This is a genomic window from Chryseobacillus diguaensis (assembly GCF_049220665.1).
Classification (GTDB): domain Bacteria; phylum Bacillota; class Bacilli; order Bacillales; family Bacillaceae; genus Metabacillus_B.
In genome coordinates this window covers 218470-242608 of the sequence record NZ_JBMKNV010000003.1, presented here as the reverse complement: position 1 = coordinate 242608, position 24139 = coordinate 218470, and the positions used below count along the sequence as shown (strand labels likewise).

The 24139-nt window shown below is 41.5% G+C and carries 20 protein-coding genes; 2 read left to right on the top strand and 18 right to left on the bottom strand.

The annotated features are described in order from the left end of the window. Positions 1-12 precede the first annotated feature (12 nt). Genes hemB through hemA form a run of 5 tightly spaced genes read right to left on the bottom strand, consistent with a single transcriptional unit; the run spans position 13 to position 4964 of the window. The gene (gene hemB / locus ACOT8F_RS06235; protein ID WP_421650705.1) at positions 13-990 is read right to left on the bottom strand and encodes a porphobilinogen synthase; all 978 of its coding nucleotides are present in this window, start codon (positions 988-990) and stop codon (positions 13-15) included. Positions 991-1002: 12 nt separating this feature from the next. Beyond that, on the bottom strand, positions 1003-1788 hold the full coding sequence (locus tag ACOT8F_RS06230; RefSeq protein ID WP_421650704.1) for a uroporphyrinogen-III synthase: 786 nt from the start codon (positions 1786-1788) through the stop codon (positions 1003-1005). Next, on the bottom strand, positions 1785-2717 hold the full coding sequence (hemC, locus tag ACOT8F_RS06225) for a hydroxymethylbilane synthase (RefSeq protein WP_421650703.1): 933 nt from the start codon (positions 2715-2717) through the stop codon (positions 1785-1787). Before hemC ends, ACOT8F_RS06230 begins: the two co-directional genes overlap by 4 nt. A 51-nt stretch (positions 2718-2768) precedes the next feature. Continuing rightward, positions 2769-3596: a cytochrome c biogenesis protein gene (locus tag ACOT8F_RS06220; protein ID WP_421650702.1), complete on the bottom strand. Its 828-nt coding sequence runs from the start codon at positions 3594-3596 to the stop codon at positions 2769-2771. An 18-nt stretch (positions 3597-3614) separates the two neighbouring features. Then, the gene (gene hemA / locus ACOT8F_RS06215) at positions 3615-4964 is read right to left on the bottom strand and encodes a glutamyl-tRNA reductase (RefSeq protein ID WP_421650701.1); all 1350 of its coding nucleotides are present in this window, start codon (positions 4962-4964) and stop codon (positions 3615-3617) included. A 205-nt stretch (positions 4965-5169) separates the two neighbouring features. Here hemA and ACOT8F_RS06210 point away from each other — a divergent pair, with 205 nt between their 5' ends. Together ACOT8F_RS06210 and ACOT8F_RS20950 are read left to right on the top strand one after the other, a co-directional pair. After that, on the top strand, positions 5170-5655 hold the full coding sequence (locus tag ACOT8F_RS06210) for a hypothetical protein (protein WP_421650700.1): 486 nt from the start codon (positions 5170-5172) through the stop codon (positions 5653-5655). Positions 5656-5763: 108 nt separating this feature from the next. Further along, complete coding sequence (locus ACOT8F_RS20950) at positions 5764-5889, top strand: hypothetical protein (protein WP_489672222.1); 126 nt, start codon at positions 5764-5766, stop codon at positions 5887-5889. A gap of 164 nt (positions 5890-6053) precedes the next feature. On the opposite strand, the gene yihA is transcribed toward ACOT8F_RS20950, so the two are convergent. The 13 genes from yihA to ilvB form a co-directional block, all read right to left on the bottom strand. Then, a complete protein-coding gene (yihA, locus tag ACOT8F_RS06205; protein ID WP_421650699.1) occupies positions 6054-6650 on the bottom strand; it encodes a ribosome biogenesis GTP-binding protein YihA/YsxC in 597 nt (198 codons plus the stop codon). Continuing rightward, positions 6647-8971: an endopeptidase La gene (gene lon / locus ACOT8F_RS06200; RefSeq protein WP_421650698.1), complete on the bottom strand. Its 2325-nt coding sequence runs from the start codon at positions 8969-8971 to the stop codon at positions 6647-6649. Before lon ends, yihA begins: the two co-directional genes overlap by 4 nt. Positions 8972-9310: 339 nt before the next feature. Then, positions 9311-10984 (bottom strand): ATP-dependent protease LonB, encoded by a 1674-nt coding sequence (gene lonB, locus ACOT8F_RS06195; RefSeq protein ID WP_421650697.1) that lies wholly within the window; start codon positions 10982-10984, stop codon positions 9311-9313. Positions 10985-11228: 244 nt separating this feature from the next. Beyond that, entirely contained in the window at positions 11229-12494 is a 1266-nt protein-coding gene (gene clpX / locus ACOT8F_RS06190; RefSeq protein WP_421650696.1) for an ATP-dependent protease ATP-binding subunit ClpX, read from the bottom strand. 791 nt (positions 12495-13285) lie between these two features. Next, a complete protein-coding gene (gene tig, locus ACOT8F_RS06185) occupies positions 13286-14560 on the bottom strand; it encodes a trigger factor (protein WP_421650695.1) in 1275 nt (424 codons plus the stop codon). A gap of 226 nt (positions 14561-14786) precedes the next feature. Further along, complete coding sequence (locus ACOT8F_RS06180) at positions 14787-15806, bottom strand: tetratricopeptide repeat protein (RefSeq protein WP_421650694.1); 1020 nt, start codon at positions 15804-15806, stop codon at positions 14787-14789. Positions 15807-15881: 75 nt separating this feature from the next. Beyond that, the gene (gene leuD / locus ACOT8F_RS06175; RefSeq protein ID WP_421650693.1) at positions 15882-16475 is read right to left on the bottom strand and encodes a 3-isopropylmalate dehydratase small subunit; all 594 of its coding nucleotides are present in this window, start codon (positions 16473-16475) and stop codon (positions 15882-15884) included. Beyond that, the gene (gene leuC / locus ACOT8F_RS06170) at positions 16453-17871 is read right to left on the bottom strand and encodes a 3-isopropylmalate dehydratase large subunit (RefSeq protein ID WP_421650919.1); all 1419 of its coding nucleotides are present in this window, start codon (positions 17869-17871) and stop codon (positions 16453-16455) included. The genes leuD and leuC overlap by 23 nt, the downstream gene beginning before the upstream one ends. 257 nt (positions 17872-18128) lie before the next feature. Continuing rightward, positions 18129-19241: a 3-isopropylmalate dehydrogenase gene (gene leuB, locus ACOT8F_RS06165; RefSeq protein ID WP_421650692.1), complete on the bottom strand. Its 1113-nt coding sequence runs from the start codon at positions 19239-19241 to the stop codon at positions 18129-18131. Between the two features lie 20 nt (positions 19242-19261). Continuing rightward, a complete protein-coding gene (locus ACOT8F_RS06160; protein WP_421650691.1) occupies positions 19262-20806 on the bottom strand; it encodes a 2-isopropylmalate synthase in 1545 nt (514 codons plus the stop codon). Beyond that, a complete protein-coding gene (gene ilvC / locus ACOT8F_RS06155) occupies positions 20793-21818 on the bottom strand; it encodes a ketol-acid reductoisomerase (protein WP_421650690.1) in 1026 nt (341 codons plus the stop codon). Before ilvC ends, ACOT8F_RS06160 begins: the two co-directional genes overlap by 14 nt. A gap of 47 nt (positions 21819-21865) precedes the next feature. Further along, positions 21866-22381, bottom strand: a complete 516-nt coding sequence (ilvN, locus tag ACOT8F_RS06150; RefSeq protein ID WP_421650689.1) for an acetolactate synthase small subunit — start codon at positions 22379-22381, stop codon at positions 21866-21868. Then, on the bottom strand, positions 22378-24102 hold the full coding sequence (gene ilvB / locus ACOT8F_RS06145) for an acetolactate synthase large subunit (RefSeq protein WP_421650688.1): 1725 nt from the start codon (positions 24100-24102) through the stop codon (positions 22378-22380). Before ilvB ends, ilvN begins: the two co-directional genes overlap by 4 nt. Between the last annotated feature and the right edge of the window lie 37 nt (positions 24103-24139).

Here is a 24139-nt window from a genome sequence, read left to right as displayed (position 1 = left end):
CTTTTATTCGTCTTATTGTTCTTTCAGCCAGCGGGCAGCGTCTTTGGAGTAATATGTAATGATTAGGTCTGCACCAGCCCGCTTCATTCCAGTAAACATTTCAAGCACTAAACTTTTTTCATCAATCCAGCCATTGGCAGCTGCTGCTTTTACCATCGCATATTCTCCGCTGACATTATAAGCCACAACAGGCACATTCAAATTATTCTTCACATCACGGATAATATCCAAATATGAGAGAGCTGGCTTAACGATAAGGAAATCTGCTCCTTCCTGGATATCCGATTCTGCTTCTCTCATTGCCTCAAGACGATTGGCAGGATCCATCTGATAGGTTTTTCGGTCACCAAATTGAGGTGTACTATGTGCAGCTTCTCTGAATGGACCATAGAAAGCACTGGAATATTTCACCGCATATGACATAACCGGAATATCTTCAAACCCGTTTTCATCCAGGCCGTGGCGAATTGCCGCTACAAAGCCGTCCATCATGTTAGAAGGTGCAATAATATCCGCACCTGCTTTAGCCTGAGATACAGCCGTCCTTGCAAGCAGATCAAGTGTAGGGTCATTTAATATTTTGCCGTTTTCGACAATTCCGCAATGACCGTGATCGGTATATTGACACAAGCATGTATCCGCAATAACCACGAGCTCAGGGAAAAATTCTTTGATTTGCGAGATGGCCTTTTGAACAATTCCATGATCATGATACGCCTCAGAGCCTACTGCATCTTTATGGTCAGGTACCCCAAATACCATTACAGACTTGATTCCAAGATCCTTTAATTCCTGCATTTCTGCATTTAAATGATCAAGTGATACTTGGAACACTCCTGGCATTGAACTAACAGCATTTCTTTTGTCTTCTCCTTCTACTACAAAGATAGGATAAACAAAATCTTCAGGATGCAATTGTGTTTCGCGTACGAGCGCTCTCATGCTGTCAGTTGTTCTTAAACGGCGATGACGTGCAAATTTTAATTCCATCTACTATTCCTCCTAAAAATGTGCCGCATGCTCGGCGATAATTGTAAGCATATCTTCCATTGTATACCGGGAAGGGACAAGAGCTTTTATACCATAAACTGCGAGTGCTTCTTCTGTAATAGGCCCGATGCAGACATACTGAACATTCATCCGCTTTAAATCTATTCCGTGCTGCTTTATGACCTGCATAAAACCGTCAACTGCTGAAGGGCTTGCGAATGCTGCGTAATCCAGTCTGCCGCTTTCCAGTAATGTGCGGAGCTCCTGTTCTGCTTCCGTATTCAAGATTGTATGGTAAACCATCAGCTCTTTTACAGAAAAACTATTGGAAGTCAGTTCACCAGCTAAAATCTCCCTGGAACGGTTTCCTCTTATGATTAAAACGTGCTCCTGTGTTCCTAAACTCTTTTTCATAGCCTCTGAAAGCTTTTCGGCTGTGTACTCTTCAGGAAGAAGATCTGCCCTTACCCCATATTCTTGAAGCTTGCGGGCAGTTTTTTTTCCAACAGCTGCAACCTTAAGAGTTTCAGGGATCAATCTGTTTCCCTGAGCTTTCTCAAGATGGCTGAAAAAATAGCGGACCCCATTGGCACTTGTAAAAACTAGCCATTGATAGTCTTCAAGCTTCCGAAGCTCCTGATTAATTTCTTCCGCATTGGCTGGAGGTTCAAAGGACAAAAGCGGAATGATCACAGCTGTTCCCCCTTTTGCCTCAACCTCTCTTGCAAAAGGGACCGCCTGCTCCCTTGCCCTTGTAATCAGAACTACTTTTCCTTGAAGAGGGCTTTTTTCAATCATGACTCGTCTAGCTCGTTCCTAACCTGTTCGATCAAAGCCTTCGCGCCTTTTTTCTCTAATCCTTCTGAAATTGTTTTTCCAAGCTGAAGCGGGTTTTCTCCCTGCTGAGTATCCTTGTAAATAACTTTTCCATCCGGTGATGCGATCAATGCTGACAGTGTAACTGTTCTGCCATTAACGGCGGCATAGCCTGCTATCGGTACCTGGCAGCTGCCGTTCATTTGGTTTAAGAAAGTTCTCTCTGCATCAACTGCAAGTTTTGTTTCATCATGATTAATCATTTTCAAAGCATCCAGAAGCTCTTCATCGTTTTGACGGCATTCAATAGCAAGCGCGCCCTGCCCAACTGCCGGCAGACAAATTTCAGTATCAAGGAACTCTGTAACAATTTCCCTGCTCCATCCCATACGGGCAAGCCCTGCTGCCGCAAGAATGATGGCATCGTATTCTTCATTTTTCAGTTTTTCAATACGGGTATCAATATTGCCTCTGATCCATTTAATTTCGAGATCCGGCCGATAAGCTAAAAGCTGCGAGCTTCTTCTTAATGAGCTCGTCCCAATGACAGCCCCCTCAGGAAGTTCATCAAGCCTCAAGTGATCCTTTGAGATCAATACATCTCTATGATCCTCTCTTACAGGTGTACAGCCGATAATGAGCCCTTCAGGAAGCTGTGAGGGCATATCCTTCATACTATGGACAGCCATGTCTATTTCGCCGTTTAAAAGAGCCTGTTCGATTTCTTTTACAAACAGCCCTTTTCCTCCAACTTTGGATAACGTTATATCTAGGATCTTATCTCCCTTAGTCACGATCTCTTTCACTTCAAATTCAAATGGCGCACCCGATTTCTTCAACTGCTTAATGACCCAGTTGGTTTGGGTAATGGCGAGCTTGCTTCTTCTGGAACCAACAATGATTTTTCTCATAACGATCCTCCAAACTTGCTTATGGCAAACGAATATTTTGGCTGCTGCATCTTAAAACCAGTGAAATCTGGACAGGCTGCCAAATAGAAAAAAATTGATTAATAGAATGAGAAATGAGGCCGCATTCCATAAAGCAATGGTTCTGCCCTGAAGTTCTTTCACTATTTTGTTATATAAATAAAAGCTGTACACAATTAATACAGTGAATGAACCGAGTACCTTTGTGTCATACCAATGAAAGTCATCAAGCTTAATATAAGCCCATATAGCACCTAAAATCAGACTGAGCAAAAGCATTGGAACAGCAATGACATTCAAAATATATGCAACCCGGTCAAGCTTTGACAAATCCTCAATCCTGAGCAGCCTCTTTCCCCATTTCTTCTTTTTCAGCAAATCATATTGCAAAAGGTAGAGCAGGGAAAAAACGAAGCTTATGGAAAAGGCTCCATAGGATAAAATAGCCATTGTGATATGTATGATGGACAACTCAGAAATCAGCTGATCGGATAGCGCGCCTGACTGGCTTTGAGTCAAGGCAAATGTATGAATGGCCATCATGAAAAACCCGATCAGATTCGTAAAAAACAAGATAAAATCGATTCTTAAAAAACGGTTAAGCAAGAGCGAAAAAGTGATAAGAACCCAAGTATAAAAATAGAGTCCTTCCACTATATTCAAGACAGGAAATTTGCCTGTATGAATCATCTCGTAAAACAAAAAAATTGTTTGCATCACCCAAACAACCGAAAGCAACCAGAAGGCACTCCGATTGGCCTTCCGGTTGTTATGAAGAAAATCTATAAAATAAAATAGAACACTAATAGCATAAATGATAATGGTCAGTTCATTTAACCTTGAAAGGTTCATCTCAATCATAAAGCCGATTCCTTTCTTTTATGATTGAACAGAAACATCGCCATTAATCTTGCTTGAGGCTATCGTTTCAAGCTGTTCTTCCTTTATCTTTTGAAGTTCTGCTGCTTCCTCAATATCAAAGATCTTTTTGAACAAAGCAAGAGAGTCATCAGCATCCGGTTCTGCAGCCAGTTCTTTCACTTTTAGTATCGGATCCCGCAAAAGCTGGTTAATAATGCTTTTCGTATGTTTGTTAAGCAATTTTTTTTCCCGTTCTGTCAGATTCGGCATCTTTCTTTCAATGCTTTCCATTGTTTCCGTCTGAATGTTTAAAGCTTTCTGTCTAAGAGCGGAAATGACAGGGACAACACCTAGCGTTTTCAGCCAGTTTTTAAATTCTATAATTTCAGCTTCAATCATTAGGCCCACTTCTTCAGCAGCTGTTTTCCGCTCCTGCAGATTGGAATCAACAATACCTTCCAAATCGTCAATGTCATAGAGGAAGATACTTTCCAGTTCGTCAAGTGCAGGATCAAGATCACGCGGAACAGCAATATCCACCATGAACAAGGGCCGTCCTTTTCGTGTACGTTCTATTTCCGTCATTAGTTCTTTCGTAATCACATAATCCTTCGAACCAGTTGAACTGATCAGTATATCTGCTTCAGCAATAGCTGCTTTCAGTTCGCTCATTTCTCTGGCTTCACCTTTAAATTTTTCTGCTAGCAATTCTGCTTTTTCATAGGACCGATTCATAACGGTTACCTTGCAAGCTCCGCTTCCATGAAGATTCTTTGCAGCGAGTTCACCCATTTTCCCGGCACCGAGGATCAGAATATGCTTGGAAGTCAAATCGCCAAAGATTTTCTTGGCTAATTCAACTGCCGCATAGCTGACCGAAACAGCACTTGATCCAATATCCGTTTCAGAATGGCCTCTTTTTGCAAGAGTCACTGCTTCCTTAATTAAGTGATTCAGGACGGTGCCTGTTGTATGGAGCTCTTGCCCCTGCATAAAACTTGTTCGCACCTGTCCTAAAATTTGGGTTTCCCCAAGTATCATGGAATCAAGACCGCATGCTACCCGGAAAAGATGCTCCACTGCACCTTCATTTTCAAAAAAAGATAAAAACGGAGAGAACTCTTCCATAGGAATTTGAAACCAGTCAGAGAGGAAGGCTTTCAAATAATAGCGTCCCGTATGAAGCTGATCCACAACTGCATAGATTTCTGTCCTGTTGCAGGTAGAGACAATTATATTTTCTAAAACGCTTTTTTGCGTTTTTAATGTATTCATTGCTTCCCCGATCTCTTCGGGATTAAAGCTGAGCTTTTCTCGAATTTCGACAGGGGCCGTTCTATGATTTAATCCAACGACAAGAACATGCATTTTCTTTTTGGTACCCCCCATTTACAGAAGTCATTATTTATATTATAACATGATAGGGAAGAGTTCTTTTTAAAAAATGTGAACAAAGAATGAAGCTTTGTGAAATAGGTAACAAACTTTTTCTCTTATTCAATACTCAACAATTAGAGTATCAAAAACAAGGGATTTAACGCAAGCAGAGTGTACTACATAACGAGGTGAAGGAATGAAAAAAACAACTGTTTTTCCTGCATACTTCCTGCTAGGAATCGGAGCTTACTTTTTGCTGCAAAAGATGAATATTCAGCTGATACCAGAGCAAAACAGTTGGCAAACCCTGCTCGCATTATTCGGGTTTCTATTTCTTCTGCAGGCTTTTACAGAAAAAGACCATTCATTTTTAATGCCAGGCTTTATTTTATTTGGTTTGGGGCTGCATTTCCATATGGCTGGCCGCTATGATTTTTGGCCGGATCATCCCGCAGCTATTACTCTCATTATTGGCATTAGCCTATTAATCCATGCAATAAAAACCAAAAATGGATACTTTCAGGGAGTTATCATTCTTTTAGTTGGTTTGTTTCTGCATTTTTTCAATCAAATTTTCAAATCAGCAGGACAGATTCAAAAAGGAATGGAAACGGTCCAAAATTTTTGGCCCGCAGTACTCTTGTTAGCAGGGGTATTCCTGTTATGGAAAAGAAAAAGATAGGAAAATGGACATCAGCCGGTAAATGGCTGATGTTTTTTTATCCTTGGGCTGTTTTCGAAAAAGATTGTTGCTATTCGTATGGGTTTCGAAAACTCATGAAGAGCTTCAGTGAACAATTGCGGAAAATCTGATGTTGATGTAACCCTTGTTTATACAACCCCAATTGCAATTTCACTCATGTATTATATGTATGCGGCCAAGCAGATGTCAAAAGAACAATTTGAAGAGGGCTAAAAGAATTGAAATCCTTTAATAACAAAAAAAGTACCCTGCTAAAGCGGGAGAGTTATCCGATCCGCTTGATTCAGCAAAGTTTTTTCCAAGTAAGCAGGAATCATAATAAGTATTACGCTTTTCCTTCCTGTACATAAAAAAGCTAAAAAAACGCCTGAGAGATCTCAGCCGTTTTTCGCATTGATTGCTTTGTGTATTTCTGCCCAAGCTTCTTCTTTTCCATGACCTGTTTCGGAGGAAAAGAGGACCATGGGATCACCTTTTACCAAATCCAGATCTTCCTTTATCACCTTTAAATGCTTTTGCCATTTCCCTTTAGGGATTTTATCTGCTTTTGTGGCAACCACAATCACCGGCAAATCATAATGTTTGATAAAGCCATACATCATGATATCATCCTTTGAAGGCGGATGTCTGAGATCAACGAGCTGAATAACTGCTGCAAGCTGCTCACGGCTTGTCAAATAGGTCTCAATCATTCTGCCCCAGGCATCTCTTTCGGATTTTGAAACTTTCGCATAACCATATCCGGGTACATCTACAAAATGCAGTGCTTCGTTGATAATGTAAAAATTGAGTGTTTGTGTTTTTCCGGGTTTTGATGACGTTCTTGCCAGGCTTTTGCGATTAATCATTTTGTTAATAAACGATGACTTACCCACATTGGATCTGCCTGCAAGAGCAATTTCCGGAAGGTCAACCTCCGGGTATTGCTCAGGTTTAACGGCGCTGATCACAATGTCTGAACTTGTTACTTTCATTTCATTTCTCCTGTCAATGCATGCTTTAATACTTCATCAAGATGTGAAACCAAGATAAACGTTAATCCTTCTCTTACACTTGGCGGAATATCGTCAAGGTCCTTCTCATTTTCTTTTGGAAGAATAATGGTTTTCAGCCCGGCACGATGTGCACTTAAAGATTTCTCCTTCAGCCCTCCGATTGGAAGAACTCGGCCTCGCAGAGTGATTTCTCCCGTCATGCCAACTTCCTTTCGTACAGGTCTGCCTGTAAGTGCTGAGATTAAAGCTGTTGCCATTGTAATCCCTGCAGATGGGCCATCCTTTGGCACAGCGCCTTCCGGTACGTGAATGTGGATATCATTTTTTTCATTAAATTCCGGATCTATGTTGAGCTCTTTAGCCTTTGAGCGGATAAAGCTGAATGCCGCTTGAGCCGATTCCTTCATCACATCGCCAAGTTTTCCAGTAAGGATAAGCTTGCCTTTACCTGGTGAAAGGGATACTTCAATAGACAGAGTATCTCCTCCAACTGTTGTATAAGCAAGACCTGTAGCTACGCCAACTTGGTCTTCAAGCTCAGCCTGACCGTAGCGGAAATTTTCCTTGCCGAGATAAGAAGCGAGGTTTTTTGCCGTTATGACAATTTTCTTTTTATCCTCTGATACAATCTGCCTCGCTGCTTTTCTGCAAACGGCAGCAAGCTGGCGCTCAAGGGATCTGACACCGGCTTCCCTTGTATAATAGCGGATAATATTTTGAATAGCCTCTTCTTTCATTTGCAGATTGGCTTTTCGAAGACCGTGTGCTTCCAGCTGTTTCGGAAGCAAATGATCTTTAGCAATTTGAATTTTTTCAAGCTCAGTATAGCCGGCAATCGTGATAATTTCCATTCTGTCACGAAGCGGGCCAGGTATCGTTGCCAGATTGTTCGCTGTTGCAATAAACATGACTTTTGAAAGGTCATACGTTTCTTCTATGAAATGATCACTGAAGCTGCTGTTTTGTTCAGGGTCAAGAACTTCAAGGAGCGCAGATGATGGATCGCCTCTGAAGTCATTGGACATTTTATCAATTTCATCAAGGAGAAATACCGGGTTGATGGTACCTGCTTTCTTAATCCCCTGAATAATCCGGCCAGGCATAGCTCCTACATAAGTTCTTCTGTGCCCGCGTATTTCGGATTCATCGCGCACTCCGCCAAGCGAAACCCGGACGAAATTCCGGTTCAGCGATTTTGCAACAGACCTGGCCAATGACGTTTTACCAACTCCTGGAGGACCTGCAAGGCAAAGAATTGGGCCCTTAAGTGAATTCGTCAATTTTTGTACAGCGAGGTATTCGAGTACCCGCTCCTTCACTTTTTCAAGACCATGATGATCTTTTTCAAGAATTTCTTCTGCCACTTTAAGATCAAGACGATCTTCCGTAGCTTTAACCCATGGCAATGAGATCAGCCAATCGATATAATTTCTGATCACAGCACTTTCTGCTGAGCTGGAAGGAACTTTCTCGTAGCGATCCAGTTCTTTTAAGGCCGTTTCTTTTACATGTTCAGGCATTTGAGCTGCCTCGATCTTCTCACTAAGCGAAGAAACTTCTCCAGTTTTGCCCTCTTTATCGCCAAGTTCCTTCTGAATGGCCTTCATCTGTTCGCGAAGGTAATATTCCTTCTGCGTGCGCTCCATAGAGCGTTTTACTCTCTGTCCAATCTTTTTCTCAAGTTGAAGCACTTCTTTTTCGTTATGAATAATATCAATGACTTTATTCAGCCGTTCCTTTACATCAACTGTTTCAAGAATATCCTGCTTTTCCTTCAGTTTTAAAGGAAGATGAGAAGCGATGATATCAGCCAGTCTCCCCGGCTCATCAATATCTGCTACAGTTGCATACGTTTCTGAAGAAATCTTCTTGGAAAGCTTTATGTACTGTTCAAAGTATTCCAGAAGTGTCCGCATTAAGGCATCATTTTCTGCATCCTTTGCCATTTGCTCTGTAAAAGTGGAAATGGTAACTGAATACGCTTCATCGTCTTCGATAAATTGTTCGATTTTCCCTCTTTGCAGCCCTTCAACAAGGACCCGAATTGTTCCGTTAGGGAGCTTAAGCATCTGCTTAATTTTTGTGTAAGTCCCTATTTGATAAATATCTTCTTCTTTTGGTTCATCTATGGATATTTCCTTTTGGGTTGTCAAAAAGATCGTATGATCATTAATCATCGCCTTCTCAAGCGCCTGTACTGATTTTTCTCGTCCTACATCAAGATGAAGCACCATTGTCGGATAAACCAACAAGCCTCTTAACGGTAGGAGGGGAACGGTAATTTGATTCTCATTTGCCATCCCTATACACCTCCATCACTTTCATTAAATCCTGTCTTTTTGTCTGCTTTAACACATCTGAGTTTAGGAAAAGAGCCTTTAGATATCTTGTACAATTCTATCCTATTCTCCATACAGTGTCTATTTGAATGTTTACAAGTTCAAGCTTTGTAGGTAGTATACCCTTTATAAGACGAATGAAAAAGAAATGGTTCGCTGAGTTCTCTCAAAATGAAAGGGAAAGGAACCCAATAGTCGCATCATTTAAGGATTTTTGATTAACCCGTTAGAATGAGAGCTGTAATGAAAAAAAGTCTGACTGCGATCAAACCGCAAATCAGACTCCCTGCAAATCTGCCTTTATACTGATTCCTGCTGTGGAAATACAGTACTCGAAGGTAATATGGGCTGAATTTTCTCTGTTGGCGGACTTACTAGAGCAAGGTCAAAAACTTCCTGCAGGTGATCGACTGGAATTATTTTAACCCCCGGAATGTCTGCCAATACACTTTGCATGTTTTCAGCTGGAATAATCACGGTTTTGGCTCCAGCAAGTTTTGCTGCTTTAATTTTTGGAATGACACCGCCGATTGGTTTTACATGCCCATGGATACTGATTTCACCGGTCATTGCTACGGTATGATCTATTGGAAGCTTATGAATCGCTGAGAATATGCCTGTTGCCATTGCTATTCCTGCAGAAGGGCCATCAATTGGGATGCCCCCTGGAAAGTTTACGTGAATATCATAATCCGATGCCTTTATTCCCATAGAGCGAAGAACCGTAATGACATTTTCAATAGAGCCTTTCGCCATACTCTTTCTCCTGAGGGATTTGCTTCGGTCGCCAATACTCTCTTCTTCAACAATTCCGGTGATGTTGACAGTGCCTTCATCCTTAGCAGGGATAACAGTCACCTCTATCTCAAGCAGCGATCCGCTGTTTGGACCATGCACAGCTAGACCATTTACTAATCCGATCATCGGTTCTGAGCCGATTTTTCGTTCGTGTCTTGGCGTCAGCTGGCTTGATTGTACGACCCATTCGATATCTTCCATCGTCAGTTCACTGCGATCTTCTGTAAGAGCCATTCCTGCAGCAATTTGAATCATATTGACCACTTCGCGGCCATTGCGGCAATAAGACGTTAATCTCTCAATACTATTTTCACTGACTGTCATATTCATTTTTATAGCGCCTTTTTTTGCAACTATTGCTAATTCCGCCTGCTCCAAGTCTCTGAAAAACACCTCTACACACCTGGATCTGATAGCCGGAGGTATTTCGTTCGGTGTTCTTGTCGTTGCCCCGATCAAACGGAAGTCTGCAGGGAGCCCATTCTGAAATATATCATTTATATGTGCCGGAATATTTGAATTTTCTTCATTATAATACGCGCTTTCAAGAAAAACCTTGCGATCCTCCAATACCTTTAGAAGCTTATTCATTTGAATAGGATGAAGCTCTCCTATCTCATCAATGAAAAGCACGCCTCCATGAGCATTTGTGACAGCTCCCTGTTTCGGCTGAGGAATACCGGCTTGCCCCATAGCGCCTGCTCCCTGATAGATTGGGTCATGAACAGAACCAATCAGCGGATCTGCTATACCTCTCTCATCAAACCGAGCCGTCGTTGCATCAAGTTCCACAAAAACGGAATCCAATTTAAAAGGAGATTTGAAATTTTTCTTAGCTTCTTCCAGCACCAATCTTGCCGCGGCTGTTTTTCCTACTCCAGGTGGTCCATAAACAATGACATGCTGAGGATTTGGTCCGCAAAGGGCGGCCTTTAATGCTTTAATTCCATCTTCCTGCCCGACAATGTCTGAAAATGTTTTTGGACGAACGCGTTCAGCCAGAGGCTCTGAGAGCTTAACTGATCTCATTTTGCGAAGCTGTTCCATTTCTTTTTTGGACTCTCTATCAATCGATACCTTTTGAGACCGCTGGTTCTTCAAGAGATTCCAAAAATAAAGTCCGATAATAATCCCAAAAAATAATTGTACAAAAAGCGCTATACCCGTCCAGCTCATAATAACCCTCCCGTTACAGTTTCTTCTATGTAAAAAGGCTTTTGTGATGAAGCGATATTTAATTGATAGTATCTCCGAGGGAAGATAGGAATAAACCTTTTATATAGAGGTTATTTGACGGCCTGATCAGCTAATTTATTCCAGAAGAAAGAAATACTTGATCGGTTTTGGTTGAGGCTATTGCTTTTGTACAAACACAAAAAAGCCTGAATAAAAAGTTCATTCAGGCTTTTTTTAGTATTCATTATGCAGAAGTTTTCGTATCTTTTTCAACGATCGTGCCGTCATTCAAAACTAATTTTGGAGGCGTTTGATTGGCCACTGTATCAGCTGTAATGACACATTTGTTAATGTCCTCACGGGATGGAAGTTCAAACATCACATCAAGCATAATGCCTTCAATGATGGAACGCAGTCCTCGGGCACCGGTTTTACGTTCAATAGCCTTTTTCGAAATTTCGGTGAGAGCTTCGCTTTCAAATTCAAGTTCAACTCCATCCAGATCAAGCATTTTTTGATATTGCTTAACCAAGGCGTTCTTAGGTTTTGTAAGGATTTCAACAAGAGCTCCTTCATCAAGAGGCTCAAGGCTTGCAATAACCGGTAAACGTCCGATAAATTCCGGGATCAATCCGAATTTCAGAAGATCCTCAGGAAGAACTTTTGAAAGAAGCAGTTTTGTGTCTAATTCTTCATGCTTATTATCAGTGCCGAAACCAATGACTTTTCTGCCAAGACGGCGCTTAATAATTTGTTCAATCCCATCAAATGCTCCACCGCAAATGAAGAGAATATTGGTTGTATCAATTTGAATGAATTCTTGGTGAGGGTGCTTTCTTCCGCCTTGTGGCGGTACACTTGCAACAGTTCCTTCTAAAATTTTCAAGAGAGCCTGCTGGACACCTTCACCGGAAACATCACGTGTAATCGATGGATTCTCTGATTTACGGGCAACTTTATCGATTTCATCGATATAGATGATTCCCTTTTCAGCTTTTTCAACATCATAATCTGCTGCCTGAATTAATTTCAGAAGGATGTTTTCTACATCTTCACCGACGTAGCCAGCTTCAGTAAGTGAAGTTGCATCTGCGATAGCAAATGGAACATTCAATATACGTGCAAGAGTTTGAGCAAGCAATGTTTTACCGCTTCCTGTCGGCCCAATCATTGCAATATTACTCTTAGAAAGTTCTACTTCGTCAATTTTGCTATTGGAATTAATCCGTTTATAGTGATTATAAACAGCAACAGCAAGTGATTTTTTGGCTTGATCCTGGCCGATAACATACTCATCCAGAATTTCGCGAATTTCTGTTGGCTTTGGTACGTCTTTAAATTCTACTTCTTCTTCAGTACCCAATTCCTCTTCAACGATTTCCGTACAAAGCTCGATGCACTCATCGCATATATATACACCAGGTCCTGCTACTAGCTTGCGGACTTGGTCCTGAGTCTTTCCGCAAAACGAACACTTCAACTGACCTTTTTCGTCATTAAATTTAAACATTGTTTCACCCCTTGTATCTTTATCTCTGGACGAGCATCCCAATCGAATGGCAAAGAATAATATTCTGCTGACAAAACCTATGCTGATTCTTTTAAATCACAAACAGGTTTACCGAATAAGAAGCCCGGTTAGAAACGAAAAACAGGTATGTATTGCATTTTACCATAAGTAAGACTGGGAACGTTAGTTAAACGATGCGGCGATTTTTACTATGTATGGCTCTTAATTATACTACCCAAAATTAAAAAGAAAAAACATTATTTGTCATAAGTTACAAATTGTATGCACAGTCATTTTCTTTTATGCCATAATCAGGAGGCTTGCACCAAATTTTGTTCTGTCTGCATATGTATAGCTGTTCGTTTGCCCTGCTCATGACTGAATAATTGAAACAATCATAATAGAAGCATTAAACAATTTTCTTATTAAGACTTCTTTTTGAAACGTTTGCTGTTAATCATATCTTATCGCTCACGCTGAAATTAGCTGCATCTTTTTTTAAGGCTGTTTTCGCATAGACTATCCGTAAAAGCATTTATAACCATTTTGCCTTGCTTCGTTGCATCTTTTCTTAAAGTTCCATCCAAATTATGGTAGATTTAAAAGAAATACATGGTGAAAAGCAACAAATTCAAGAGCTCCTTAGAAAATGAACTGCAGCAAAGTTTAAAAAAAGAGCCTTATAAAACAAGGCACGAGCAACTCGCGCCTTGTTTCTTTATTATATTATGCAATAACCAGGTGGTTTTCTACAAGAAAATTAGCTCGAGGTTTTCTGCAATAAAATCGAATTAGTTGTTTTCAACAAGAAAATCAATTGCTTTGCGGATTTTCAGGTCTTCTTTCACAGCATCAGTAGAACCAAGTGCTTGTGTTAAGCTTTCTACTGGCATGTTGTACATTTCAGCCATTTTAGAAAGCTCGCTGTTCACTTCTTCATCAGAAGCTTCGATCTTTTCAGCTTGAGCAATAGCTTCAAGTGTCAGGTTGAATTTAACGCGTTTCGCTGCATCTTCCTGCATTTGCTGTTTAAGCGCATCTTCGTCTTGTCCAGAGAATTGGAAGTACAATTCAAGGTTCATTCCTTGCATTTGAAGGCGCTGTTCGAATTCTTTCATCATACGGTCAACTTCTGAATTGATCATAGCTTGAGGAATTTCAACTTCTGCATTTTCAGCCGCTTTTTCTACTAGCTGATCGCGAAGTTTGTTTTCTGATTCTGTTTTTTTGCTTTCTTCAAGACGCTCTCTTGTTTTTGCTTTTAGCTCATCAAGAGTTTCCACTTCATCGTTAACGTCTTTTGCAAACTCATCATCAAGAGCAGGAAGCTCTTTTGATTTGATTTCATGGATTTTCACTTTGAATACTGCCGGTTTTCCAGCAAGTTCTTCTGCATGGTATTCTTCAGGGAAGTTTACTTCAACCTCTTTTTCTCCGCCTGTTTCAAGACCGATCAGCTGCTCTTCAAATCCTGGGATGAAAGTGTTTGAGCCAATTTCAAGAGAATAGTTCTCAGCTTGTCCGCCTTCGAAAGCTTCTCCATCAACAAATCCTTCAAAATCAATGACAACTGTATCGCCTTCAGCAATTTGGCCTTCTTCTTTTACAACAAGTTCAGCGTTGCGCTCTTGAAGGCTTTTCAGTTCATTATCGATGTCTTCATCAGTTACTTCAGCACTTTCTTTCTCTACTCCAAGACCTTTATAGTCGCCTAGTTTCACTTCAGGTTTCACTTCAACCTTAGCTGTGAAAATAAGGTTTTGGCCTCTTTCAATTTGGTCGATGTCAATTTCCGGACGGTCGATTGGCTCGATTCCAGTTTCATCAATTGCTTTCGGATATTCCTGCTGCAATACGATATCAACAGCATCCTGGTAAAGTGATTCTACACCAAAACGCTTCTCGAATAAGCTGCGCGGCACTTTGCCTTTGCGGAATCCAGGAATTGATACTTGCTGAACTACCTTTTTAAAAGCTTCGTCAAGGGCAATTTCAAATTGAGCAGCATCTACTTCAACTGTTAGTTTCCCTTGATTTCCTTCTAGTTTTTCCCATTTTGCAGTCATGTATTTCCCTCCAAAAATCTATAAAATATGTAATAATGTCCTCATTAGACAAAGATCCTTTAAGTAAATCTAAAAGATTATTTGTTATGTATTCAGTGGACATGAAGCTTCCATCATAATATGAAACCATTTCATTATACCATAGAATGTTTTTCTTTCAACCTATCCGCCTTTTTTTCTTATTAAATGGCAATGGCCATCCAAAAGGAAAAAAAGCATAATGAAATCATTGTTCCTTTTCGTAAAAGTAGGACATTTCTTCAACCTTTTCAATTTTTTCAACGGCTTCTCTTAAACGAAACCCGGAAATTTCATAAATTTCTTCTACTTCTTCATAGCCCAGTTCAATGCCATGAAATCCATAGCCTACTTTATGAAGGGCAGCTGCCCACAGAGATGCTTCCGGGGGTTCTGGGAGAAGCGGAAACAATACATATAGATGGCGTATCCATAATTCTTTCACAGCTTCAAAAAGAGTGGGATTCTCATTGCCGAGTGTATCATCGAGCAAATTCAGGACCTTTTTAGTAAATGGCAGATCGGAAATATCATTTAAATCAGCAGGGATAACTGATAGGCTTTCTCCAAATTTATAAATGGTTACCTCTTTTGCCAGTTCGTTCTCCATAAATAGCTGCAGAACCATTGTTTTAATCACAGGATGCGCTCTTGGTTCCTCCAGCAATGACTTAAGCGTATCCATATGCTTTACGAGATTCCGGTCTCTCAGCGATTGGATATATTGGATTTGCTGATTGGGATCTTCCATAAAAACATTGGAACTCATCCAGTTTTCAAATTCCGGCTCTTCCTCTTCTATATCAAAATCACCAGATTGATTCATTTTCCTGCTAAAATCAAGGAGCTTGTAAAATTGCTCAGCACTTTCTGCAGGAATCTGATTCTCCTGAAGAACGGCTTCAATTGTCAGCTGGACTTCTTCATATTCTCTAAGCTGAATAAGAATGGTCAAATATACTTGGAGCACAGTAAAGTAGTGGCCAATATCTTCGTTCAGCATTTGTTTGCAAACCTGTTTTGCTTCTTCAAGCTCCCCCATTTCCATTAAACACAGGGCAATGCCAAGATGAATTTCAGCTTTATCTTCATCCATATGCTTAGCCTCTGAAAAAAACTCAAGCGCTTCTTGGTAGTGCTTGCTTTTTAGTGCTTCCATTCCTTTGTCAATCAGGCGCTCCTTCAAGTTGGGGAATGGGATAATTTTTTTATGTTTGTCATTTTTCATGACTCTGGACCAACTCCAAAGAGATATTTGCCTTCAAGTTTACCAATCACCTAAACGGAAAACAAGCACAGGTGTTTATACCCATGCTTGTTTTTCCGATTCGTATTGTGAAATGTTTTTTTCATATAATAGGGTATAGGCGATTTCATCTCTCCCATTCAGGAGCATATCTTTCCAGTGAGGATCTATTTCGAATGAAGCTGTAAGGCCGCTTTCATCCCAAATTGTTTGGTCCACAAGGTTGACCGTTAAGGAATATTCTTTCCCTTCTGCTTTTCTCATAAGCTCGATTACTTTTTCCCTCGGCAGTTTTACGGGAAGCATTCCATTTTTTAAACAATTTTGATGAAAAATATCTGCAAAGGAAGGTGCGATAATGACACGAAAACCATAATCCGAGAGAGCCCAAGGCGCATGCTCCCTAGAAGAACCGCAGCCGAAATTCTCTCCTGCAAGCAAAATCGTCGCACCTTCGTACAACGGCTGATTTAATTCAAATTCATGGTTCAGATTCCCATGCTGTTCATAGCGCCAATCAAAAAAAGCATATTTTCCGTAACCCGTTTTCTCGATGCGCTTTAAAAATTGCTTTGGAATGATTTGATCTGTATCTACGTTATCTCTATTTAATACTGCTGCTTTCCCTTCATGAATTTGAAATGGATTCAATGGAAGTACCTCCCTTTATTTTTCGGATGTCTGTAAACCTGCCGAAGATAGCAGCTGCAGCAGCCATAACAGGACTCACCAAATGGGTTCTTGCCCCTTTCCCCTGTCTGCCTTCGAAGTTCCTGTTTGATGTGGACGCACACCTTTCTCCTTCGGGAACAACATCATCATTCATGCTCAGACACATGCTGCAGCCCGAATTTCGCCATTCAAAACCTGCGTTAAGAAAAATCTTGTCCAACCCTTCTTCCTCGGCTTTTCGTTTAACAGATTGAGAACCGGGAACAACAATTGCCCGTACACCAGGCGATACCTTTCTCCCTTGCACAAAGTCAGCAGCTTCGCGCAAATCATTTAAACGGGAATTCGTACAGGAGCCAATAAACACATGCTGAATTGGGATTTCTTCCATCGGGGTGCCAGGAACCAGATTCATATAATGATAGGCTCTTTTTGCCTCCATTTTTTCTTCTTCAGAATGAAAGTATTCTGCAGAAGGCACTTGCTCATCAACTGGAATCACCATCCCAGGATTTGTACCCCACGTAACCATCGGGGAAATTTCTTCTCCTTTTATATAGAAGGAGCGGTCATATACAGCACCTTCGTCTGATTTTAATTTTCCCCATTCGCCCACCGCTTTTTCAAATTCCTCGCCTTTCGGTGCATATTTCCTTCCTTTAATGTAAGAATAGGTTGTTTCATCAGGTGCAATAAGTCCTGCTTTTGCTCCGGCTTCAATAGACATATTGCAGATCGTCATCCGTTCATCCATAGAGAGGTTTTCGATCACTTCGCCTTTAAACTCAATAACATGGCCGGTTCCGAATTTAATACCGTATTTTCCTATAATGTAAAGAATGACATCTTTTGCTGTAACGCCATGCTGTAAACTGCCATCCACCCTGATTTCAATCGTTTTAGGTTTTTGCTGCCATAGGGTTTGAGTGGCCAGCACATGCTCTACTTCACTTGTTCCTATTCCAAAGGCAAGAGCTCCAAAGGCACCATGAGTAGAAGTATGACTGTCTCCGCAGACGATTGTTTTTCCAGGCTGTGTCAGACCAAGCTCTGGCCCGATAATATGAACGATCCCCTGATCTTCGCTTTCAAGGTCTGCTAAAGGCACTTGAAACTCCCTGCAATTTTTTTCAAGGGTGGATACTTGTTTTCTTGCTGTCTCGTCACTGATTACATTGCGGTTAAGGGTTGGAATGTTATGATCCATCGTTGCAAAAGTGCGGTCAGGCCTCCTTACCTTCCTACCATTTATTCTTAATCCTTCAAACGCCTGAGGAGAGGTTACTTCATGAATTAAATGCAAATCAATATACAGGAGATCCGGTACTCCCTCTTCATGGTGAACCACATGCTGATCCCAAATTTTTTCTACCATTGTACGCTTCTTCACTTCACTCTCCCCTTCCTTCATTTGATATTCTCTAATAGGTATAGGCTGTTTTCGCAAAGATTGTTTTTTTAGTACATGTTTTTTTCACGCATTTAGACTAGTTTCGGGGCATCTTTTCTTAAAGTTTTTGCCATCCCGATGGTTTCCAGGAATAGATATATGGTCATTAGGAACAAAGTTTAAGAAAAGAGCCTGGGTATAAAACCGCCCCCTTATAAAAGGGGGCATCTGTTTTGATAGTTTTAAGCGTAAGCTTCCATGATACTTAGGATGGCATCATTATCTGCAATGCACACTTTTACTTCTTCTATCATCTGTTGAGTTGTCAAGACTCCTGCATTTCCTTTAGCAAGGTCAGACGTTAATTTTCCTCCGTCCAGCACCCGCTCTACTGCATTTTCAATAACTTCCGCTTCCGCTTCCAACCCGAAAGACATCCTGAGCATCATGGCTGCCGATAAAATCATAGCCAGCGGATTGGAAAGGTTTTTTCCTGCAATGTCCGGGGCCGATCCATGGACAGGCTCATACAGATGAAGACCGCCTTCAGAAAGACTTGCTGAAGGAAGCATTCCAAGAGAACCGGTTAATACGGAAGCCTCATCGCTCAGAATATCTCCGAACATATTTTCAGTAACAATGACATCAAACTGTGAAGGGTTCTTCAGAAGCTGCATGGCAGCATTATCGACAAGCATATGCTCAAGGGTCACTTCCGGAAATTCCTTGCTGATCTCTTCAGCTGTTTCGCGCCACATTCTGCTGGATTCAAGGACGTTCGCTTTATCAACAGAAGTAACCTTTTTTCTTCTTGTTTGTGCCATTTCAAATGCTGTTTTTATGATCCGCCGCACTTCTTTTTTACTATAAAATAGCGTATCTACTGCAGACTCTTCTCCTTTTGTAAATTGGCGTTCGCTCGGCTTGCCAAAATACAATCCCCCTGTTAGCTCCCTTACGATTACCATATCAACGCCATTTACGACTTCCCTTTTAAAAGGGCTATGGTCAGCAAGGCTTTCGTATGCTTTCACTGGACGGATATTCGCATATAAATTCAGTTCTTTTCTTAGTTTTAGAAGGCCTTTTTCAGGTCTCAGCTCCGGACTGTTTTCTTCCCATTTAGGTCCGCCGACTGCTCCTAAGAGGACAGCATCACTCTTTTTGCATATTTCAAGTGTTTCAGAAGGAAGAGGCTCCCCTGTGTGATCAAGGGCATCTCCCCCAATACGGCCGTATTGAAAAGTGAAGGTGTGATGATATTGCTCACCAATGGCCTTTAAAATTTCTTCAGCCCCAAACATGACTTCTTTGCCGATTCCGTCACCCGGAAGCAATGCAATCGTTTTATTCATGTCACGTCCTCCTTTTCAAATTAAATGGAAACACTGGCTTTTGGCTCTTGCTGCTGGTCAAAAAGCAGGACTCTGTTCACTGCATTCACATAAGCTTTTGCAGATGCTTCAAGAACATCCTGAGCAAGGCCTCTGCCGCTCGATTCCACTCCGTTAAAATCAATTTTCACATACACTTGTGCAAATGCATCCCGCCCGCTTCTATTGGATTGAATGCGGTAATCTTTCAAATGGATCTCGGTACCGATACAGCGCTCAAGCGTGTTGTAAATTGCTTCTACACTCCCTGCGCCAGTTGCTGCCTCGTGCAGCACTTTCTTTTCTCTGTCGGTCATGCTGACTGTAGCTGTCGTAATGTTATCTGTTCCAAACTGAACTTGAAGGGAACGCAGTTCATAGGCTGCTTCTCCATTTGAAAGTTTTTCTTCCATAACAATTGCTGTTAGGTCCTCATCCGTAAATTCCTTTTTCTTTTCTGACAGATCCTTAAAGGATTGAAAGCTTCTATGAAATTCATCCTCTGTCAGCAAATAGCCCAGCGCCTCCAATTTATTTCTGAAAGCATGCCTGCCGGAATGTTTTCCGAGAACTAAAGAATTGGAGGAAACCCCAACTAGTTCTGGAGAAATAATTTCATAGGTTGTTTTCTCTTTCAGTACGCCATCCTGATGAATACCGGATTCGTGAGCAAAGGCATTTTTTCCGACGATTGCTTTATTGCCCGGAATGACCATTCCTGTCAGCCTGCTGACAAGATCACTTGTGCGCTTTATTTCATTTAAGTTCAAGGAAGAAGAGGCCTTGTAATATTCGGACCGGATATTCAATGCTACCGCTGCTTCTTCCAGTGCAGCGTTTCCAGCCCTTTCTCCGATTCCATTAATCGTTCCCTCAATTTGCCCGGCTCCATGTTCAATAGCAGAAAGAGAATTTGCGACTGCCATGCCAAGATCATCATGGCAATGCGCCGACAAGATGACCTTATCGATATTCGGAACATTTTCCCTCATGTAAGAAAACATTTCTCCATATTCCTTCGGATGGTTATAACCTACAGTATCAGGAAGGTTAATTACCCGTGCCCCTGCATTGATTACTTTCTCAATGATTTCTGCAAGAAAAGTCCATTCTGTTCTGCAGGCATCTTCAGCAGACCACTGAATAATCGGAAAAAAATCAGCTGCATATTTGACTGAATCAACAGCAGTCTGAATCACCTGCTCAGGTGTTTTTTTCAGTTTGTGCAAACGATGGATGGGAGACGTTGCAATAAAGACGTGAAGTCTTGGCTCTTCTCCTTCTTTTAAAGCCTCCCAAGCTGCATCAATGTCTGATTTCATAGACCTTGCAAGACCAGTTACAGAACAGTTTCTAACCTCTCTTGCAATGTTTTGCACTGACAGAAAATCAAGCTTGGATGAAGCGGGAAACCCCGCTTCCATAATGTCAACTCCAAGTCTTTCAAGCTGCTTTGCAATCTCCATTTTTTCCTGAGAATTCAGATTAACACCTGCTGATTGTTCTCCATCCCGAAGTGTTGTATCAAAAAAATTAATTTTTCGCACCAGAGACCACCGCCTCTTTGTTTTTTGGTTTCACAAACGGCATCATCTCCCTGAGTACTCTTCCAACTTGTTCAAGCTGATGCTCGTTTTCCCGTTTATTAATGGCCTTAAATTGAGGACGGTTTACCTGATTTTCAGAAATCCATTCCTTAGCAAATTTCCCTGATTGGATGTCTTCCAGTACATCCTTCATGGATTCTTTTACATGTTTATCGATGATTCTCGGCCCGGATACAAAATCTCCCCATTGTGCTGTATCTGAAATAGAATAACGCATGCCTTCCAATCCGCCTTCATACATGAGATCCACGATCAGCTTCAATTCATGCAAACATTCAAAATAAGCAACTTCCGGCTGATAGCCTGCATCTACAAGTGTTTCAAATCCTGCTTTTACAAGCGATGTCAGTCCGCCGCAAAGGACCGCTTGTTCACCAAACAAATCCGTTTCCGTTTCTTCTTTAAAGGAGGTTTCAAGGACGCCTGCTCTTGCAGCACCGATCGCTTTTGCATAGGCAAGAGCCGTTTCTTTTGCTTTGCCTGTGACATCCTGTTCAACGGCAATCAGCGCTGGAACGCCAGCTCCTTCAGTAAAGGTGCGGCGTACAAGATGACCTGGTCCCTTTGGTGCCACAAGGAATACATCGACAAACTCAGGAGGTACAATTTGAGAAAAATGAATATTGAATCCATGGGCGAAAACTAGTGCGTTGCCAGGCTCGAGTGCATCCTTGATTTCTTCGTCATACACCTTTTTCTGCTGTTCATCCGGAAGAAGAACCATTACTACGTCTGCTTTTTCGGACGCCTCTTTGACGGTTTGCACATCATGACCGTCCTTTTGAGCCTGTTCAAAGGAATTTCCTTTGCGTACACCAACAACCACATCTACTCCGCTTTCTTTCAAGTTAAGAGCATGTGCATGGCCCTGTGAACCGTACCCGATTACCGCTACTTTTTTTCCGCTCAGCGCTTGCTCGTTTACATCCCCGTTATAATAAACCTTTGCCATTACTAATCTCTCCTTTTATAGAAACTGATTTTTTTTATTTTGCTTGCTTATACAATAAATGATGTTTTCTCAGCTGCTGTCCTGCGCCCGCTTCTTGCAAACGCTGTTGTTCCGGTTCTGGCTATTTCCTTAATACCATACGGTCTTAGGAGTTCAATCAGCGCTTCAATTTTATCGCTTTCTCCTGTTACTTGAACGATGACAGAATCAATTCCTACATCAATAATGGAAGCCCTGAAAGGATCAATGATTCCATTTAATTCAGCTCTCGTCTGAGGTGCGGATGATACTTTGATCAGTGCCAGCTCTCTTGCCACTACTGATTTTTTTGTCATATCTGTTACTTTTAAAACATTAATTTGTTTGTTCAGCTGCTTTATAAGCTGTTCTACTTCTTGTTCTTCCTGAACATTTACAATAAAGGTAATTCTTGATACACCCTCTGTTTCTGAGTGTCCTACTGAAATGCTCTCAATGTTATAAAGTCTTTTAGTAAATAAGCCTGTAATTCTGTTTAATACTCCGGGTCTGTTTAAGACCGTTACGGTTATGATTCGTTTCATGCCCTGATCCCCACCATTTGATGAATTCCTTTTCCAGGAGCAATCATTGGATAAACATTTTCCTCCTGTGCTACCAGTACATTTATGAGCATCGGTTCAGGAGACGTGAGCGCTTCTGTTAAATATTCATTTGCCTCATTCATATTTTTGATGGTAATGCCTTTAATGCCGTAAGCTTCAGCGAGCTTATCAAAATGCGGCTGTGAGACAAATTTGGAATGAGAATAGCGTTCTTCATAAAAGATTTCCTGCCATTGTCTAACCATTCCAAGAGACAGGTTATTCAGCACAACAATCTTAATAGGCAGATTCAGCTCATAGATTACGGAAAGCTCCTGCAATGTCATTTGAAATCCGCCATCCCCAACAACGGCAACTACTTTCCGGTCCATACTGGCAAGCTGTGCACCGATTGCTGAAGGAAGCCCAAAACCCATTGTGCCAAGTCCTCCGGAGGTTACCCAGCTGTCTGGTTTTGCAAAGGGATAAAACTGTGCCGCCCACATTTGATGCTGACCAACATCTGTTGCAACAATGGCTTCACCATTTGTTGCTTTATGAATCATCTCAATGAGACGCTGGGGCTTAATTTCTTCTTCTGAATGGCCATACCAGAGCGGATATTCCACTTTAGATACTTGCTGCTTATTGAGCCATTCTTCACCGTGCCCTTTTTTGCCATTTTGGTGCAATAACTGTTCCAGTACTTTTTTGGCATCACCTACAACCGGAATATTAGTCGGAACATTTTTTCCAATTTCAGCAGGATCGATATCAATATGGGCTACTGTTGCATTTTTAGCAAAATCAGCTAAATTTCCCGTGAGCCTGTCATCAAACCTTGCACCGATGTTGATGAGAAGATCACATTCATAGATCGCCATGTTGGCTGAATAGGTTCCATGCATTCCTGCCATTCCGAGAAAGAGAGGGTGATCTCCCGGAAATGCTCCGAGTCCAAGCAAGGTGTTTGCGACGGGAATTTGCTGCTGTTCGGCGAAATTTTTCAAATCTTCAGACGCTTTAGCGTGCAAAACACCTGCTCCAGCCAGAATTACCGGCTTTGCTGCTCTGCTTATTGCCTCAACGAGCTTGCGGATTTGAAGATGATTTGGCTCAACAGTAGGCTGATAGCCAGGCAGATCAATTGGAATGTCATAATTAAATTCGCCTTCTGAAACCGCGATATCCTTTGGAATATCAATCAGTACTGGTCCCGGTCGTCCCGTTGTTGCAATATGAAATGCTTCTTTAATCAGCTGCGGAAGTTCTTCTACATTTCTCACCTGAACATTGTGTTTTGTGACCGGCATCGTGATCCCAAGTACATCAGCCTCCTGAAAGGCATCTGACCCGATTACAGTGGTAGCAACCTGACCGGTAAAGACAACAAGCGGAAGAGAATCGATCATAGCGTCAGCAAGTCCAGTAACAAGGTTTGTAGCTCCCGGACCAGAGGTTGCGATGACAACACCTGGTTTCCCTGAAACTCTTGCATACCCTTCAGCAGCATGGATGGCTCCCTGCTCATGTCTTGTTAAGATGTGCCTTAGTCCTGAGTCATAAAGCTTGTCATAAAGCGGTAGGACTGCCCCGCCTGGATACCCGAATAAAACCTCTACTTTTTCCCTTTTAAGCGATTCGACCAGCATACTTCCTCCGGTCATGCGGACTGATGTACACTTGGCTGCCGATTGGTCCAATTGTACGTTCAAACTCATTTTCAAACCTCCTCCAATTGTTCAGGTGTTTTTTTCT